The 14,228-nt window shown below is 48.5% G+C and carries 17 protein-coding genes; 9 read left to right on the top strand and 8 right to left on the bottom strand.

Annotated features, from left to right (window positions below):
- Window positions 1–70 precede the first annotated feature (70 nt).
- Both IPL32_14560 and IPL32_14555 read right to left on the bottom strand, forming a co-directional pair.
- A complete protein-coding gene (locus tag IPL32_14560) occupies window positions 71–568 on the bottom strand; it encodes a DUF1772 domain-containing protein (protein ID MBK8467040.1) in 498 nt (165 codons plus the stop codon).
- Window positions 569–689: 121 nt separating this feature from the next.
- Window positions 690–2,246, bottom strand: coding sequence for an OmpA family protein (locus tag IPL32_14555; GenBank protein MBK8467039.1), 1,557 nt, complete (start codon window positions 2,244–2,246; stop codon window positions 690–692).
- Window positions 2,247–2,369: 123 nt separating this feature from the next.
- Here IPL32_14555 and IPL32_14550 point away from each other — a divergent pair, with 123 nt between their 5' ends.
- Genes IPL32_14550 through rpoZ form a run of 4 tightly spaced genes read left to right on the top strand, consistent with a single transcriptional unit; the run spans window position 2,370 to window position 5,940 of the window.
- On the top strand, window positions 2,370–4,169 hold the full coding sequence (locus IPL32_14550) for an ATP-binding cassette domain-containing protein (GenBank protein MBK8467038.1): 1,800 nt from the start codon (window positions 2,370–2,372) through the stop codon (window positions 4,167–4,169).
- A 3-nt stretch (window positions 4,170–4,172) separates the two neighbouring features.
- Window positions 4,173–5,051 carry a YicC family protein gene (locus IPL32_14545; protein ID MBK8467037.1) on the top strand — a complete coding sequence of 293 codons (879 nt, stop codon included), beginning with the start codon at window positions 4,173–4,175 and terminating at the stop codon, window positions 5,049–5,051.
- A gap of 3 nt (window positions 5,052–5,054) precedes the next feature.
- Window positions 5,055–5,693 carry a guanylate kinase gene (gmk, locus tag IPL32_14540; protein MBK8467036.1) on the top strand — a complete coding sequence of 213 codons (639 nt, stop codon included), beginning with the start codon at window positions 5,055–5,057 and terminating at the stop codon, window positions 5,691–5,693.
- 7 nt (window positions 5,694–5,700) lie between these two features.
- Window positions 5,701–5,940 carry a DNA-directed RNA polymerase subunit omega gene (gene rpoZ / locus IPL32_14535; protein MBK8467035.1) on the top strand — a complete coding sequence of 80 codons (240 nt, stop codon included), beginning with the start codon at window positions 5,701–5,703 and terminating at the stop codon, window positions 5,938–5,940.
- 55 nt (window positions 5,941–5,995) lie between these two features.
- On the opposite strand, the gene IPL32_14530 is transcribed toward rpoZ, so the two are convergent.
- Both IPL32_14530 and IPL32_14525 read right to left on the bottom strand, forming a co-directional pair.
- Window positions 5,996–7,717, bottom strand: coding sequence for an electron transfer flavoprotein-ubiquinone oxidoreductase (locus IPL32_14530; protein ID MBK8467034.1), 1,722 nt, complete (start codon window positions 7,715–7,717; stop codon window positions 5,996–5,998).
- Between the two features lie 43 nt (window positions 7,718–7,760).
- Window positions 7,761–8,084, bottom strand: a complete 324-nt coding sequence (locus tag IPL32_14525; protein MBK8467033.1) for a gamma-glutamylcyclotransferase — start codon at window positions 8,082–8,084, stop codon at window positions 7,761–7,763.
- 605 nt (window positions 8,085–8,689) lie between these two features.
- Here IPL32_14525 and IPL32_14520 point away from each other — a divergent pair.
- Both IPL32_14520 and IPL32_14515 read left to right on the top strand, forming a co-directional pair.
- Complete coding sequence (locus IPL32_14520) at window positions 8,690–9,079, top strand: hypothetical protein (GenBank protein ID MBK8467032.1); 390 nt, start codon at window positions 8,690–8,692, stop codon at window positions 9,077–9,079.
- Between the two features lie 232 nt (window positions 9,080–9,311).
- Window positions 9,312–10,898 carry a hypothetical protein gene (locus tag IPL32_14515; protein ID MBK8467031.1) on the top strand — a complete coding sequence of 529 codons (1,587 nt, stop codon included), beginning with the start codon at window positions 9,312–9,314 and terminating at the stop codon, window positions 10,896–10,898.
- Window positions 10,899–10,936: 38 nt separating this feature from the next.
- On the opposite strand, the gene IPL32_14510 is transcribed toward IPL32_14515, so the two are convergent.
- Entirely contained in the window at window positions 10,937–11,122 is a 186-nt protein-coding gene (locus IPL32_14510) for a hypothetical protein (protein MBK8467030.1), read from the bottom strand.
- On the opposite strand from IPL32_14510, the gene IPL32_14505 reads away from it, so the two are divergent.
- On the top strand, window positions 11,109–11,534 hold the full coding sequence (locus IPL32_14505) for a hypothetical protein (protein ID MBK8467029.1): 426 nt from the start codon (window positions 11,109–11,111) through the stop codon (window positions 11,532–11,534). The genes IPL32_14510 and IPL32_14505 overlap by 14 nt on opposite strands.
- 66 nt (window positions 11,535–11,600) lie before the next feature.
- On the top strand, window positions 11,601–11,855 hold the full coding sequence (locus IPL32_14500) for a hypothetical protein (GenBank protein ID MBK8467028.1): 255 nt from the start codon (window positions 11,601–11,603) through the stop codon (window positions 11,853–11,855).
- A 217-nt stretch (window positions 11,856–12,072) separates the two neighbouring features.
- On the opposite strand, the gene IPL32_14495 is transcribed toward IPL32_14500, so the two are convergent.
- Window positions 12,073–12,396, bottom strand: a complete 324-nt coding sequence (locus IPL32_14495; GenBank protein MBK8467027.1) for a hypothetical protein — start codon at window positions 12,394–12,396, stop codon at window positions 12,073–12,075.
- A gap of 96 nt (window positions 12,397–12,492) precedes the next feature.
- Between IPL32_14495 and IPL32_14490 the strand changes: the two genes are divergently transcribed.
- A complete protein-coding gene (locus IPL32_14490; protein ID MBK8467026.1) occupies window positions 12,493–13,365 on the top strand; it encodes a trypsin-like peptidase domain-containing protein in 873 nt (290 codons plus the stop codon).
- Here the strand turns inward: IPL32_14490 and IPL32_14485 are convergent.
- Together IPL32_14485 and IPL32_14480 are read right to left on the bottom strand one after the other, a co-directional pair.
- A complete protein-coding gene (locus tag IPL32_14485; protein ID MBK8467025.1) occupies window positions 13,355–13,897 on the bottom strand; it encodes a nucleotidyl transferase AbiEii/AbiGii toxin family protein in 543 nt (180 codons plus the stop codon). The genes IPL32_14490 and IPL32_14485 overlap by 11 nt on opposite strands.
- A 64-nt stretch (window positions 13,898–13,961) precedes the next feature.
- Window positions 13,962–14,168, bottom strand: coding sequence for a hypothetical protein (locus tag IPL32_14480; protein ID MBK8467024.1), 207 nt, complete (start codon window positions 14,166–14,168; stop codon window positions 13,962–13,964).
- Window positions 14,169–14,228: the final 60 nt, after the last annotated feature.

Raw genomic sequence — 14,228 nt, 5'->3', positions numbered from 1 at the left:
CGAAAATTTAGCACTATCAAATGCTCTTCGCAAGAAAAAGGCCTCGCCGCACTGACGAACTTTTCTGTCATTATTTTTTCAGATACTCTGTTTGCGAATTACTCCGCATTAAGACACTGCCCGTTATGGCGCAAACAAAAGCGATCATATAGATCACTGTGCGAACTATATGGGCGCTTTCCCACGGCAACCACAATGCCTTTACATTCGCCGGCGGCGATGCGGCGTTCCACGTCATTAACAGGTCGTTTAAAGGGAAATTTACCGCGACTGTCAGTATGAACGCTCCTATCGAACATACCGTTGCAATTGCCGCCAAGAAAAAGGCCGCAGATCTCACCTGACTCCTTAATGAGATCAGCCAGACGATTCCCGCAAGTATTGCCGCAATAACAAGCGGCGGCATCATTCGGAGGTAAACGACATGTATCCCCTGCTGTAGCTGAACAAAAGCCGACGGCTCGATCGATAGCCGCGCAGGTTCTGTCGTAGCGATCGCGATGAAAATTCCAGAGATTAAACCCGTGACAAGAACCTGAACACTGGCTGCTGCTGTAGAAAGACGCATTGGCTATTTCTCCTGTTGTTTTTAGAATACGACGGGAACTGTAGCACCAACGCGTGTGGCTTGGCAAGAAAAGGCCTCGTCGTGAAGACGAAGCCTTTGATCTAAAGGAACTAGCGATTAACTATTGCTGTGGAGTCACACTGAGAATGATCTGTACGCGGCGATTCTTTGCACGGTTTGCGGCCGAGGTATTTGGGAACATAGGCATGCTCGCGCCCAGGCCTTTGTAGTCCATGCGCGTTTCAGCGACGCCCATTGCGGCTAGTTTGTCGGCGACCGTTCGTGCACGATTCTCAGTCAATGTCTGAATGACATCGTTATTGCCGGTAGGATCAGTATGCGATTCGACCATAACGGTATAAGCGTTGTTATTAGCAATGATCTCACCAAGCGACGCGAGCTTGCCGTCGGCCTGATTGGTAAGCGCTCCCGAACGCGTAGTTGTCCAAAGATTTTCCGGCAGCGTTAAAACGATCCCGCGTGTGGTCTTTGAAACCGTTCCAAACACTTTCAGCGAGTGAATAAGATCGCCCTCGCGTGCCCGAATTTGAGCGGCATGAACTTCACGTTCACTCTTCTGTTGAATCGACGTTTTCTCCGCTTCCATAGCGGCGAGCTTTGATTTGGCATTTTCAGCCTCAACACGCAGCGTCGCATTGTCTTCGCGAAGCCGCCCGTTTTCGTCACGCAGATCTTTTACTTGATTTGCATAATTTTGGACATCGCGTTCGGCAAGCTCGCGGTTGCGCGTCTCACGAGCCAATTCGCTCTTAAGGTCGGCTATTTCGTTTTGTGCATCTGTGTATTTGTTTTCCGCAAGCCGTATCTCCGCGTCAGAGCGCGTCTTTTCGTTACGTTTTTCACGCGCTTCCCTGCGCACGGCGGCAGTCGTCTCAGCCTTTACCGCCGCGCTGATCGATTTGCGTGCAGCGATGTCAACCGTATCCGAATCGCGTCCTGCCATCCATGCATTGTTCGCATTCTGCAAGAGCGTTTCCGCTTCGGTAAGCTCGGGAGCAGCGTCGCGTTCCGCACCTGCAAACCGCGCGAGAGCTATCGCCTGCTTCGCCTGCAGAATGGCCGACGGCGTTTTGGCATAATCCGTTTCCGCTATCTCGGGCGTTCGCGGATCGCGGAAGTAGTCGCTCGTGTTTCCAAAATAGGTTATCGATGGTGTAGTCGCTATGCGTTTGCCTTCGGTCGAAACCGGATAAAGATTTTCGAGCATTATCTGCTGGCTCGGACGCGTCACAAGAAAATGCGGCTCCGCCGTGATGATCAATGCAAATGTCTGCAAAGGCGTCGTCACCGTGATCTTGGAATCTATAAAGAACAAACCGCTCCGCTTGATCTCGCCAAGATTATCGACTTGTCCCTCAGGCGAGATCGCCCAAACGACATACGTCGCGTAGCCTGCTCCCAATTCAAAGGGACGTGGCATTTTATCGACCGTGAGTTCAACCCGCGTGCCGCTGCGAGTCGTTCGCTTGACCGCAGCCGAGCCCTTCATTCGCGGAAACCGCGTCGTGCCGCGAAAAGGAACATTCACCGTATCGTCAAGCGGATATGTGATTGCCGTTGTTTTACGGGCGACATCGACCTGTGCCATCGCCGCCAAATGGGCCGCAACAATAAACGCAACTAAAGCCATCAACCTGAATGAAAGCATATTCTTCATAGATTATTTCTCCGTTAGGACAACGCTTTTAGAAAGATGCCATAATCTATTTGTTGGTTGCAACACAAGGACCTTGGACATACAAACTTAGTTCGGAGTATATTCTAAACTTTTGCACAAGCAATGAGCGATCTAAAGCGTCTTCTAAAATACGTCCAGCACCACTGGCTGCTCTTTGTCTTTGCTCTCATTGCGATGCTGCTGGGCGCGTTGTTCGAAACTGCCACCGGAGCGTTGCTCGTGCCGATATTCAACCAATTTCTGCCTAACAGCGGAATGAAATCTAAAACGCTCTTCGATCTCAGCAGTTTGGTGCCGACAAACGATTGGTTCAGAGCGTGGATCGCGATCTCGCTTCTGCTCATCACCTTCACCGTCCTAAAAGGCATCGCGGAGTATTTTTCGTCGTACCTAATGGCGAAGATCGGACAGTCAACGGTCCTAGAACTAAGAAACGAACTGTACGAGCATTTACTAAAACAATCGGCGACTTTTTTTGAAAAACACAGGACAAACTTCTTAGTTTCGCGTCTAGTCATAAGCTGTGCGGCCATCGAACTCGCGGTCTCGTCCAATTTACGCGACGTTCTGCGCGAATCCTTCATGCTGGTTTTCTTTATCGGCGCGGCAGCATATTACAACTGGCGTCTGACGCTCGGATCGTTGATCATAGCTCCTGTCATAGGCTTAATGACTGCGGTATTCAGCAAACGCCTTCGCAAACTCGCCGACGAATCGCTAAGAGGCAACAAAGACCTAAACGACACCGCTCAGGAAACGCTGGCGAATCAAACTATTGTAAAAGCCTACAGTGCCGAAGGCCGTGAGAAGGAAAGATTTTCAACCGTCGCAAAGGTCATCGCCCGAGCAAATCTACGCAGCGCTCAGATCGCCGCGACTTCGCCGCCCGCCATCGAGATCATCGGCGTCATAGCCATCATAGTTTTGATCTTCGTCGGACTACGTGAAATAAATCTCTCGCGAATGGATCCGGCTCAGTTTTTCACGTTCCTTTTCTTCTTGTTCCGCAGCTACGACCCGATGCGGAAAATATCGCGGCAGCACAACGAGATCACCAAGGCATTTTCAGCCGCCAGAGACGTTTGGAGCATCCTCGACGTTGATGAAACGTTGCCGGAAAAACCTGATGCTGATGAATTGCAGCCATTAAAAAATAGTATTCGGATCGAAAATGTTTCTTTCAGCTACCGCAACAGCAAAAGAAAGATCCTGCAGAACATCGACCTCGAAGTACCAAAAGGCTCTGTCGTCGCCCTTGTCGGCGAAAGCGGCGGCGGAAAATCGAGCTTGATAAAGCTTGTTCAGCGTTTATACGATCCAACCGAGGGAAGAATAACTTGGGATGGTACAGACCTTCGCGATGCAAAGGTTCTGAGTTTGAAAAAACAACTTGCCCTCGTCACGCAGGAAACTGTTCTATTCAACGACACCATCTATCAAAACATTGCTTATGGACGACCCGACGCTGATCTGTCAGAAGTAAAAGCTGCGGCCGAGATCGCCTACGCGGATGAATTCATCAACCAACTGCCGCAGAAATACGACACGGTGGTCGGCGAACGCGGAACTCTGCTATCCGGCGGCCAACGTCAACGTATAGCTATCGCACGGGCAGTTTTGGTAAATGCACCTGTCCTTATTCTTGATGAGGCCACATCCGCACTCGACACAGAAAGCGAAACGCTCGTCCAAAAAGCTCTGGCGAATCTAATGCAAAATCGCACTTCCATCGTCATCGCACACCGGCTCTCAACCATTCGCAAAGCTGATAATATCGTGGTGATGAAAAACGGCAAGATCGTCGAAATGGGAACGCACGACGAACTCCTTGATCACGGCGGAACATATAAGCTGCTTTATGAACTACAATTTGCTGATAAGGAAACGAACTACAAAATTTAAATTATGAGATCAATGACAGGCTTCGGCCGCGGCACTGTTGCCGAAAACAATTATGCAGTAGCCGTCGAATTGAAAACGGTAAATAACCGATTTCTCGACGTAAATCTGCGTGTTCCAAGCGAACTACAGGATCTCGAATCAATGATAAAACGTACGATCGGCGGACGCCTTTCGCGTGGACGTGTGGATGTGAATATTCAATACGATCGGACAACGGAAGTTAATTACGAGCTAAACCGTCCGCTCATAAGCGGATTTCTGGCAGCAATGAAAGATATGAAAAATGAGTTCGGCCTGTCAGGCGAACCCGATCTCAATGTCATTGCCCGCCTGCCAAATGTTGTGACGCCAAAGAAAGAAGATCTAGGGCCCGAGTTTGCCGCTGGGCTTGAAAAGGCTTTGACAGCCGCTCTCGATGATCTGCAAAAAATGCGTGAGAACGAAGGCCGCATGCTGAAAGACGAACTCGCCGGACGCCTCGTCGAGATCGAAACCCGAATGCCTGCCATCGAAACTGAATCGGCAAACGTCGCTGTCGAATATCGCGAACGGCTGACAAAACGCATCGGCGACATGCTAGCTAAAACTGATTCGCAGATCGAGGTCGATCAGGCACGCATGGCACAAGAAGTAACGTATCTCGCCGATCGGGCAGACATCTCCGAAGAGATCGCACGGATCACAACGCACATCGAACATTTTCGCACCATAATGAACGAAGACAACGATGTCGGCAAACGGCTGGATTTTCTGACACAGGAACTAAACCGCGAAGCCAACACCATCACGTCCAAAACCGGCAATATGACCGTTAAAGAAAATGCACTCGCGATCAAAAGCGAAATTGAGAAAATCCGCGAACAAGTGCAGAATGTTGAGTAACTTATGACCGGAAGATTGATAATCATCAGTTCTCCCTCAGGCGGCGGCAAGGGTACGCTTATAAAAGAAGTGCGCGCAATGATGCCCGATCTGGGCTTTTCTGTGTCCCATACCACGCGTCCGCAGCGATTCGGCGAAGAAAACGGCCGTGAATATTTCTTTATTACAAAAGAAGAATTTGAACGACGGATTAGTGATGGTGATTTTCTCGAATACGCCGAAGTTCACGGAAACCTTTACGGTACGTCGATCTCGGAAAGCGAAAAAGCCGCCAGCACGGGTAGGGATCTGATCGTCGAGATCGACGTTCAGGGTGCCGTCCAGATAATGGATAAGCTTAGCGATTCGCTCATTAGTATCTTTATTTTACCGCCGTCATTTGAGGTTTTGAGAGCGCGTTTGACCTCCCGAGGCACCGAAGGCTCAGCCGAACTCAAAACGAGATTGAGAAACGCATTTAACGAAGTTTTGCAGTACTCAAAGTTCAAATACGTCATCATCAACCAAGACGTTTCAATCGCTTCGCGACAGATCGTATCCATTATTACTGCCGAACGGCAAATGCTTGATAGACAAAACGATGCAATTCAGGGTATTCTTGATAGTTTCGATGCTTCTAAGCATCGATTCGAAGGAGAATGACCAAATTATGGCAGCAAAGAAAGAGCCGGTAATCGAAGAAATAGAAGAAGTTGAAGAAGAAATAATCAATCCGCCTGAGATCGATTCGAAATATCGAATGATAATTCTTGCCGCCCAACGAAGCAAGCAGCTCCAGCGCGGAGCCATCGCCCGCGTCGATATGGACATACGCAAAACCAAACCAACGCGCATTGCGATGAAGGAATTCAAAGAGCGAAAAGTGAATTTCGAGATCTTGGAAAATTAATTTTAGTTACAGCTTGAGCCGAAAAAAAGCCGTCCAATGGACGGCTTTTTTTCTTTTACATTCCCTTATAATTCGGCCCGCCACCACCTTCGGGCGTGACCCAGTTTATTATCTGATAAGGGTCAGCGACATCGCATGTTTTACAATGCACACAATTGCTAAAATTTGTTTTTAACTCTTTGCGTCCTGTTTCCGCACTCTCTTCCATTTCGTAAACCGCAGCCGGGCAAAATCGCTGGCACGGATTGCCGTATTCCTCGGCACATCTCGTTGCACAAATTTCGGTGTCAAGAACGTGCAGATGTGACGGCTGATCTTCGTTGTGGGCTACGGCACCGTAGAATACGTCAGTGACCTTGTCGAAGGTAAGTTCTTTATCGAAAGGCACACCGTTGTAGCGATCGAGTTTCAGATGATCGTTTGGTCCTAGGCCACCGATCGATGACCGTTTCTCCATTCGCTCGTGGCCAGCGACGTGGTGTTCTTTTGGCATAAAGCCCCACGCTAGGCCGTTTGTGAGGAATTGCAAGCCCGTATTTATCAAGCCTGACCAGCGGCCTTTTTGGAAGGCTCCGTGGAAATTGCGTACGGGATGAAGTTCGTCGTAGATCCAGCTTAGATTTACCTTTTCGTCATAATGCTTGAGTGTTTTTGATGAAAAATCTTCGTGCTCGAATGCTCCGACGATCGTTTCGGCGGCGAGCATGCCGCTTTTCATGGCGGTGTGGATTCCTTTGATGCGTTGCCCGTTGAGGAATGACGCGCTGTCGCCTACGAGCAGAACTCCGTCAGCGTAAAGTTTCGGCATGGTGTAATAGCCGCCGGCGTTGATGGTTTTGGCTCCGTATTTGATCATTTTGCCGCCTTTGAGAATTTCGGCGACCTTTGGGTGCGTCTTGAATTTCTGAAACTCTGCATGCGGATCGATCATCGGATCTTCGTAATCGAGGCCTGTAACATAACCGATGCTGACCATGTTATTCTTTAGACCGTAGATCCAGCCGCCGCCGTAAGTCCTTGTATCAGAGGGAAATCCAAGCGTATGTACAACCATTCCCTCAGGAAAATTGCCAGCCGGAACCTCCCAAAGCTCTTTAACACCAAGCGAGAAAACCTGCGGCTCTTTACCGTGATCTAATCCGAGTCTCGCGGTCAATTGCTTCGCCAAAGAACCGCGTGAGCCTTCGCCGAGAACAGTGACCTTTGCGAGGAGATCGACCCCCGCTTCGAAGTTTGGCTTCTTTTTGCCTTCTTTATCGATGCCTTTGTCGCCGGTGCGAACACCGATTACAGCGTCATTCTCGTCGTACAAGATCTCGGCAGCTGGAAACTCGGGGAAAATATTGATTCCCGCTTCCTCGCATTTTTCGCCCAGCCATTCGCATATCTTGCTCAGCGAAACAATGTATTTGCCTTTATTTTTTAGAGGCGGCGGCGTGATCGGAGCGACAAAGCGCCGTTTGTCTGTTAAATACCACGCAGCATCGTCAGTGACGACCGTATCGACCGGACAGCCTTGTGCAAGGAAATCGGGCATCAGTTCGCGGATCGCGATCGGGTCCATAACGGCTCCCGACAAAATGTGCGCTCCGACAAACGAGCCTTTTTCGACGATAGCTATCTCAAGATCGCCGATCTTTCGCCCGTGCTTGAAACCTTTTTCGACAAGCTCGTCGTGCCTTTTTATCTCGCTTTTCAGATGCAGCGCTGCCGCAAGATTTGCCGGGCCTGCCCCGACAAAGACCACATCCATCGGTACTTGTTCGCGTTCGATCATATTATTTTTGCAGAAGCCCGCACGCTTGTTAAGGGCTTATCACTCAACGTTTTAGATAGATCCAAGCCTGCTTTCCTGAGCGTAAAGTCACCTTGATCCGTTCGTAATTTCCGGGCTCGTATCGGTCAACCCTTTCGAGTTCCTCGGCTGAGATCTCAAAGATCATTCCGTAGATCTTATCACCGCTCGAAGCCACTGCCGTCAACTGCCGACTTCCCTCCCTTGTCAGAAAAACTGCGTCGTCAATAGCGATTTCCGCCGTTTTATATCCCTCGAGCGTGTCGCTCCAACCATTCAGTAGCCGGCCAAATAACTCTAACTGAGTTTCGCTCTTTTGAAGCGTTCCATAGGAAAAAAGATATTCCATTTACAAATGAATGGCGATTCAGTAAAGGACAAAGTATATCAAACCCGCATAAAAATACGGAATCGGCAGTGCGAAATTTGAATGTTGGACGGGTTGAAATGATCAAAATAAAGCCGAAGATGCCGGATGTAATCGACGACAACGTGGATAGAAGACGAGAAACATCTCCGAGTGTCGATGGCTCCGTGATGTCAGGCTAAATATTTGATCTGCAATGGTTTGATCAAAAAAGCCATCGGGAGACCTCAAAAAGCCATCAGAGTACCCCCAAAAAGCCATCGGAGACACCCAAAAAGCCATCGGGAAATTTGCGAATAACGCGAAAATGCACAGTTTACGCTGCCGGTCACAAGGCATGCACTTTTTACACTTAGTAACTTTCTCAGTGTGCTCTGTGACTCTGTGGTGAGAATTATTTGGGAATTGTTTTAATTTTTGGATTTTGATTCTGTCGGCCTATCTTACTTTGCGGTCTTGGCGACTTGGCGGGAAAACATGTCCCGCAAAGACGCAAAGGCGGCAAAGGAAGAAACATATCATGATACGAGAGTATTATTTTTTGTTTCACGCTTGACACTCTCATTTACCCATGCTAGATTTGAATCATGGCAAGAAAATGGGAAAAATTCACTGAGCCCGGAACACCAAAGATCGCGAAGCTTCATGTTTCGATGCAGCCATCCGGAACCGTAATGTTGAGCCGCCGGGCTTATGAGGCAATTGAAAGCCCGACGCATATTGAAATGCTTTGGGAAGATGAGACATGTACCATCGGCCTGCGAAGCGTGCCGGAGCGAACGCTCCACGCCTTCCGCGTCTATCGAATGGACCACCGCGGCACCGCACGCTTTCATGCACAGCGGTTCATCGACAAACACGACATCCGCGTCGAACAAACCGTCCGCTTCCCCACCGCCGCAATAGAAGACGGTGTGCTTGTACTCGAACTAGCCTACCGCGTCCCCTCACCACGCCGCGCCAGGAAAAAGAAATGAGCTATCATTTAGGGAATTGCCACTAGCTCTAGCTAGTGGATCGAAGAAGAAATATTATCGCGGCTTTAGCCGAACATTGGGCTAAAGCCCGGGATTTTTTTGACATCTCTGTCCACTAGCTAAAGCTAGTGGCAATTCTTAGAATTGTCGGAAATTTCCACCGCCGACCCAATGATAATTCCGATTTTCTGCAATTTGGCGGTATATAAAAATACTTTTCTTGCGGTATAATTTGCCGATAGTTGGCGGCGGAGCAGTTCGTGAAGGCAAAGACATCCACGGATTTAACGCCGCTATTGAGAAGTACGAAGATCTCGTCGCGGCCTGTGTCATCGACCCCGCAAAGGTCACCCGCACTGCTCTCCAAAACGCAGCCTCGCGTCCCGTTGAGTTATGCAAGACCATCTGTTTCGTAAAATATAAATCTATGTCTTTAAACATTGATACACCTGACTGGTTGCGCCGCTGGGGTTCTTTGCTCCTCGGATACGGTGTCATCGGTGGCGTGATATTTGGTGCCAATCAGTTGTTCGGTCAATTCGGCTGGCACACGAATGTTATTGGACTGGCTGTACTAACAATTGCGTGGACTTTTGGTTGGACTCTGCTCGAGGTGCGTCCGCCTCGCAACACGAGTGATCGATTTGGAATCGGAATTTTTATTTTAACGGAATCTGAAAAAGGACGATTGCGGCTCGAAAATGACCTGCTTCATCGAATGAACGACACCATTCAATCTCAAGGATTGGGAGACATCTTTGAATTCGTGCTTGCGACAAACGCTCAGGCAAAGAAGCACATTCCGTTAATAGCTAGGCACAAGGTTGTCTTAGCCTCTGCAAACCCGAGCGCACATATAAAAGATCACAAACGATTCGCGCGCTTCAAGAATAAAGCTAATTGCCAATTTTTTGTCTGGGGAACTTTGACGGAGAGAAATGACGGCGGTAAGACGGCGTTGATATTGAAGTCGGATGCTCTAATCCTCCACGCCGAACTTGCTCCGTTTCGAAAACGAATTCTTGAAGATCAATTTAAGTGGATTAGAGAATTCAAGATCGACGAAGACGCGGAATATCAAGGATTACAGTTCGCCGCTGATGAACTCGTACTAATGGCAGACTTGGTTGTTGGAAGTGCGGCCGCAATGGTTGGAAATGCGGTTCCAGCTCTCGCAATTCATGAAAGACTTCTCGAACACCTTAACCGCGTTCCCGAAACCCCCTCACGCAAGGCCATTAAAAAACATGTTACTGCAATGATTGCTGACGAGTTGTCGGTACTCGCGGTACTCGCTTACGAAGGCGCAAAGAACGCGGACCTGGCGAAAGAATATTTGCATCGCGCATTTGAGCTAAAACCCCATGACCATAATTCCTTAATCCTTTTAGCAAAAATTCAGTTTGAACACGATGGCGACGCTGAGAGTGCTCTGGTAACGACTCATAAGATGAAACCGGCAGCCAACGGCATAGGAATTTGGCGATACAATATCGCTTTTTTGGAGATGTTTAATGGGAATTACAAGGCATCGTGGCGGATGTATCAAGAGATATTCAGCACCACGTATCCCGGCGAGGATGAAACTGTTTCACAGGTAATTATCTTTAATGAAGCTCAAGCAAAGGTCGGATTTCTGCCATCGCTCTTAATCGTTGGAATTCTCTATGCGAAGAAAATCGGGAACTATCCTGAGGGCCTTCGTTACTTAGAAACTTTTCTAGAACAAGCGGCACCACGAAATGATTTCTCGCTACTGCGTACCTGGGCGACTGACATGCGGATCGAAGTGATGGGCGAAATGCGCTTAAGCGAATGAACCTTTTGACCTTAGCATGAAAAAGGTCTACATTTCACTCAATCCAAAGAAGCAAGCAGTATTTCCGGCGTTTTGGAGGCACGACGCGAAGAGATCGTGGCAATGCGAAATATGCGCAAGAAATCCATCGTAAATCCACCTACGAAGCCAAATGCGGCTCCGTCTTCATCGCGCGAAGATAGTCCGTCAAACTCTGCTAACGGTGCATCCGTGACAAAAGTCATCGCTCCTTCAAATAAAGCACGTCAGTCTTCGGACAGTTATGGAAGTCGCGGGCATAGAAGGCCTGAACTAACCATAACAACAGTTCAAAAGACGATTCTTGTTCAAAAAACATCTCTCCGCGTAGAAAAACATTTCACCGAATCTTGTCTTCCAAAGACTAAGGCTATTGGGTTTGAATCAAGCGAACTACTCCTTCCCTTGCTACGCTCTTACCCGAGTTCATGGTCTTTTATTGACAAAGTTGTCGTGATGCTCGTGCCAGACTGTCTGCAACATGTTGAAGAATATTATGCCAACGAAGGGAAACGTATGGAAGAGATGTATCCATCCTCGCAAATTCAATATATCGATCAACTTCTTGCGCGAGACCTATGCAAAAAAATTGAAGATCTTAAGAATGGTCTGTGTTAGATCTGCGACTCTGCGATTTTAATTACGGCGGCGCAGTTCGGCGTCGCTTAGAGAGAAGGTGACGTTATGAATGATAAGGAAAAGGCACAGGAAGGACTCAGACTTCTCAAGGAAGCGGTTCTTGAATTGATCAGGAAGCATCCGGAAGGAATCAGGCCAAACGCTATCAAGGATGAATTGGATCTCTGGTCGCCTGACAAGAAAGGAAAACACAAGGACACGCTTCTGTGGGGTATCCATAATCTCCTTGAGACAGACGATCTGGTAGAAAGAAGAAACGATGATACTCCGCGAAGGCTGGTTTGGCTCTTTCCACTCTGAATAAAGAATAGGGATTAGGCCTTTGGCAGAGGCCTGCTATTCTGCGATTTGATTTGCGGCGGCGCAGTTTGGCAGAATCAAAAGAAGGACGGCGTGGGGCCGTCCTTTTTTGTTTTGTTGTCGCGATCAATTGTCTGGTGTTGGCGGCGATGCGGCTTTTTTCTGTGGTCGCGTTCGACGTGCGACGCGGAGAGTCAAGCGGCAAGATTGCTCGTGGTCAGCGAACCTTTTTCATCTTCTTCTTTCGACTTTTCCGAGGCGTTTCTTTTTCTACATTTCTTAGTAGTTCAACGATAAAGGTCTTGGAGGACTTCCATTTATTTGTAATTTTAATCCTCGCACCGTCCTCAAGTATTTCAGAAATCTTTCCAACGAACGATTTTGTTCTTACCTCCTTACCTAGAGCGGAGTGCGGAAAGTTGGGCGCTTTCATTAGATCTGCTATCCAAGGAATTGTTTTGATTGGCTTTGGATCAGCAAAGATCGATACGGTGCCACGCTTACGGGCAAGATCTTCTTCATGCACACGATCCCAATCCATTTTTGGCTTCTTCACCCCAACATTATCGGTCGGACGGCATAAATTATCAATGATTTGTGGGGCATAGGCAGGGCTGCATCCTGTATATTTAGAGGTATGTTTTCAAATGCATATGAGGTAGCAAGTGCTTTTACTCAGCCGTTGGTGGTTGGGATACGATTTTTTGATGGGAGTGTCGAGGGCGGGCTTGGGTCGTTCGTGGTGCTTAACGACGAAGGGTGGATAATGACGGCGGCGCATAATCTCAGTCTTCCTTTTGCGCAGGAACAACATGCAAAAGAGATAGCGGCATTTAACGCGGAGAACGACAGGATCAACGCAGACGCATCCATAGACTCGGGGCTTCGAAATGATCTCTTGAGCAAGTTAAAGCCCAACCCAAAATGGGTGACAAATGTCACCATTATGTTTGGAGCCGGTCAACCCAAAATAGAGAATTACGCGATCTTCGGCAATCACGATATCGCCTTTCTGCAAATTGATAGGAAAGAGCTGTCCGGCTTAACGACCTATCCAAAGATCAAGGATCCGGCGGATCTAAAATTTGGAATGTCCGTGTGCAAATTGGGTTTTCCTTTCTATCCGATAAACATCACCTTCGATGAGAAAAAGCAGATGTTCGATGTACCACCAAACTTGTTTCCGATTCCGAGGTTTCCTATTGAGGGAATTTATACGAGAAATTTGGTCACCGGACATAGCGACGGTCTGGACATAATGTGGATGGAAACTTCGTCACCGGGCCTTAAGGGGCAAAGTGGCGGACCGATATTCGACAGCGAAGGAAATATCTGCGCGATCCAGTCTCAAAACGTTACGATCCCGCTCGGCTTTGTTGGAGAGGTAGAAATTAATGGCAGCAAAGTCCACGAGAATCAATTTATGAACGTCGGCATCGGCGTACATGCAGCGACCATTACTTCGCTATTAGCCAAATCGGGAATCAAGTTTGACCTGGCTAGTCCTTGAACTGTTCGATATAGCCGTCTAGGTCTTTTTGGAGGTCTTTGTTTCGGTTATAGCCGCGCTCGGAGATGAGGTCGAGTAGCTGACGGGCTTCGGCAACATCTTGCTCGGACGCGGCCGAGATAAGTTGCTGTAGATCCAACACGTCCTGCGGGCGCTGTTTCCAGTTTGCAGACAGAGTCTTTAATGCGATGAGTGATGAGACCGTTGCGACGGGAGCAACCAGTCCAAGAGTTATTTCAGCGTCCGTTGCCGAAGAGACAACCTCAGACTCAATTCCGGACGATCCAAACAGAATATCGACAAACATTTCACGGTCACCGAAAGGTACGAGTCTTATTGTAGAAAGGCTCTCGACCGCGTCTTGTTCGACTACAGTGTCAACAAAGTAACCCGAATTGCGGATCATCAATACGACCGCTTCGGCCTCAGCGTCAGTTTCGACAGCGACGGCGATATCTACGTCCTTAGTAAACCTCTCGATGGTACGAAAGGAAACCGCCATCCCGCCCACGACGGCAAACCTCGCCCCCATTTTTTTAAGGGGTGATGAAACGGCGATCAAATGAGCATGAATGTTCTTGATAATCGCGCCTCTGCTATCGAAAGCGTGACGGGTCAACTACGCGGCCCGGCCCGTCGCCATTCTCAGCACCCGGACGAATCCGATACCATCGGTTGATCTCAAGACGAAGCTCTTCAGGAGTTATTTCGGGATTTCGCAACCTTACCTTGTGTACGAAAGCTCGTTCTCCGAGTTCCTGTAATTCACCGATGATCTCAAACTTTGCGATAGAGTTCTCCACAATCTATATTTTACCATATTTCAGACGCCGTTTTGGACCCCATTTAACGCCTTGAAGGCC

This window comes from Chloracidobacterium sp. (genome assembly GCA_016711345.1).
In the GTDB taxonomy this organism is placed as follows: domain Bacteria; phylum Acidobacteriota; class Blastocatellia; order Pyrinomonadales; family Pyrinomonadaceae; genus OLB17.
This window is presented reverse-complemented; position numbering and strand designations above follow the sequence as displayed.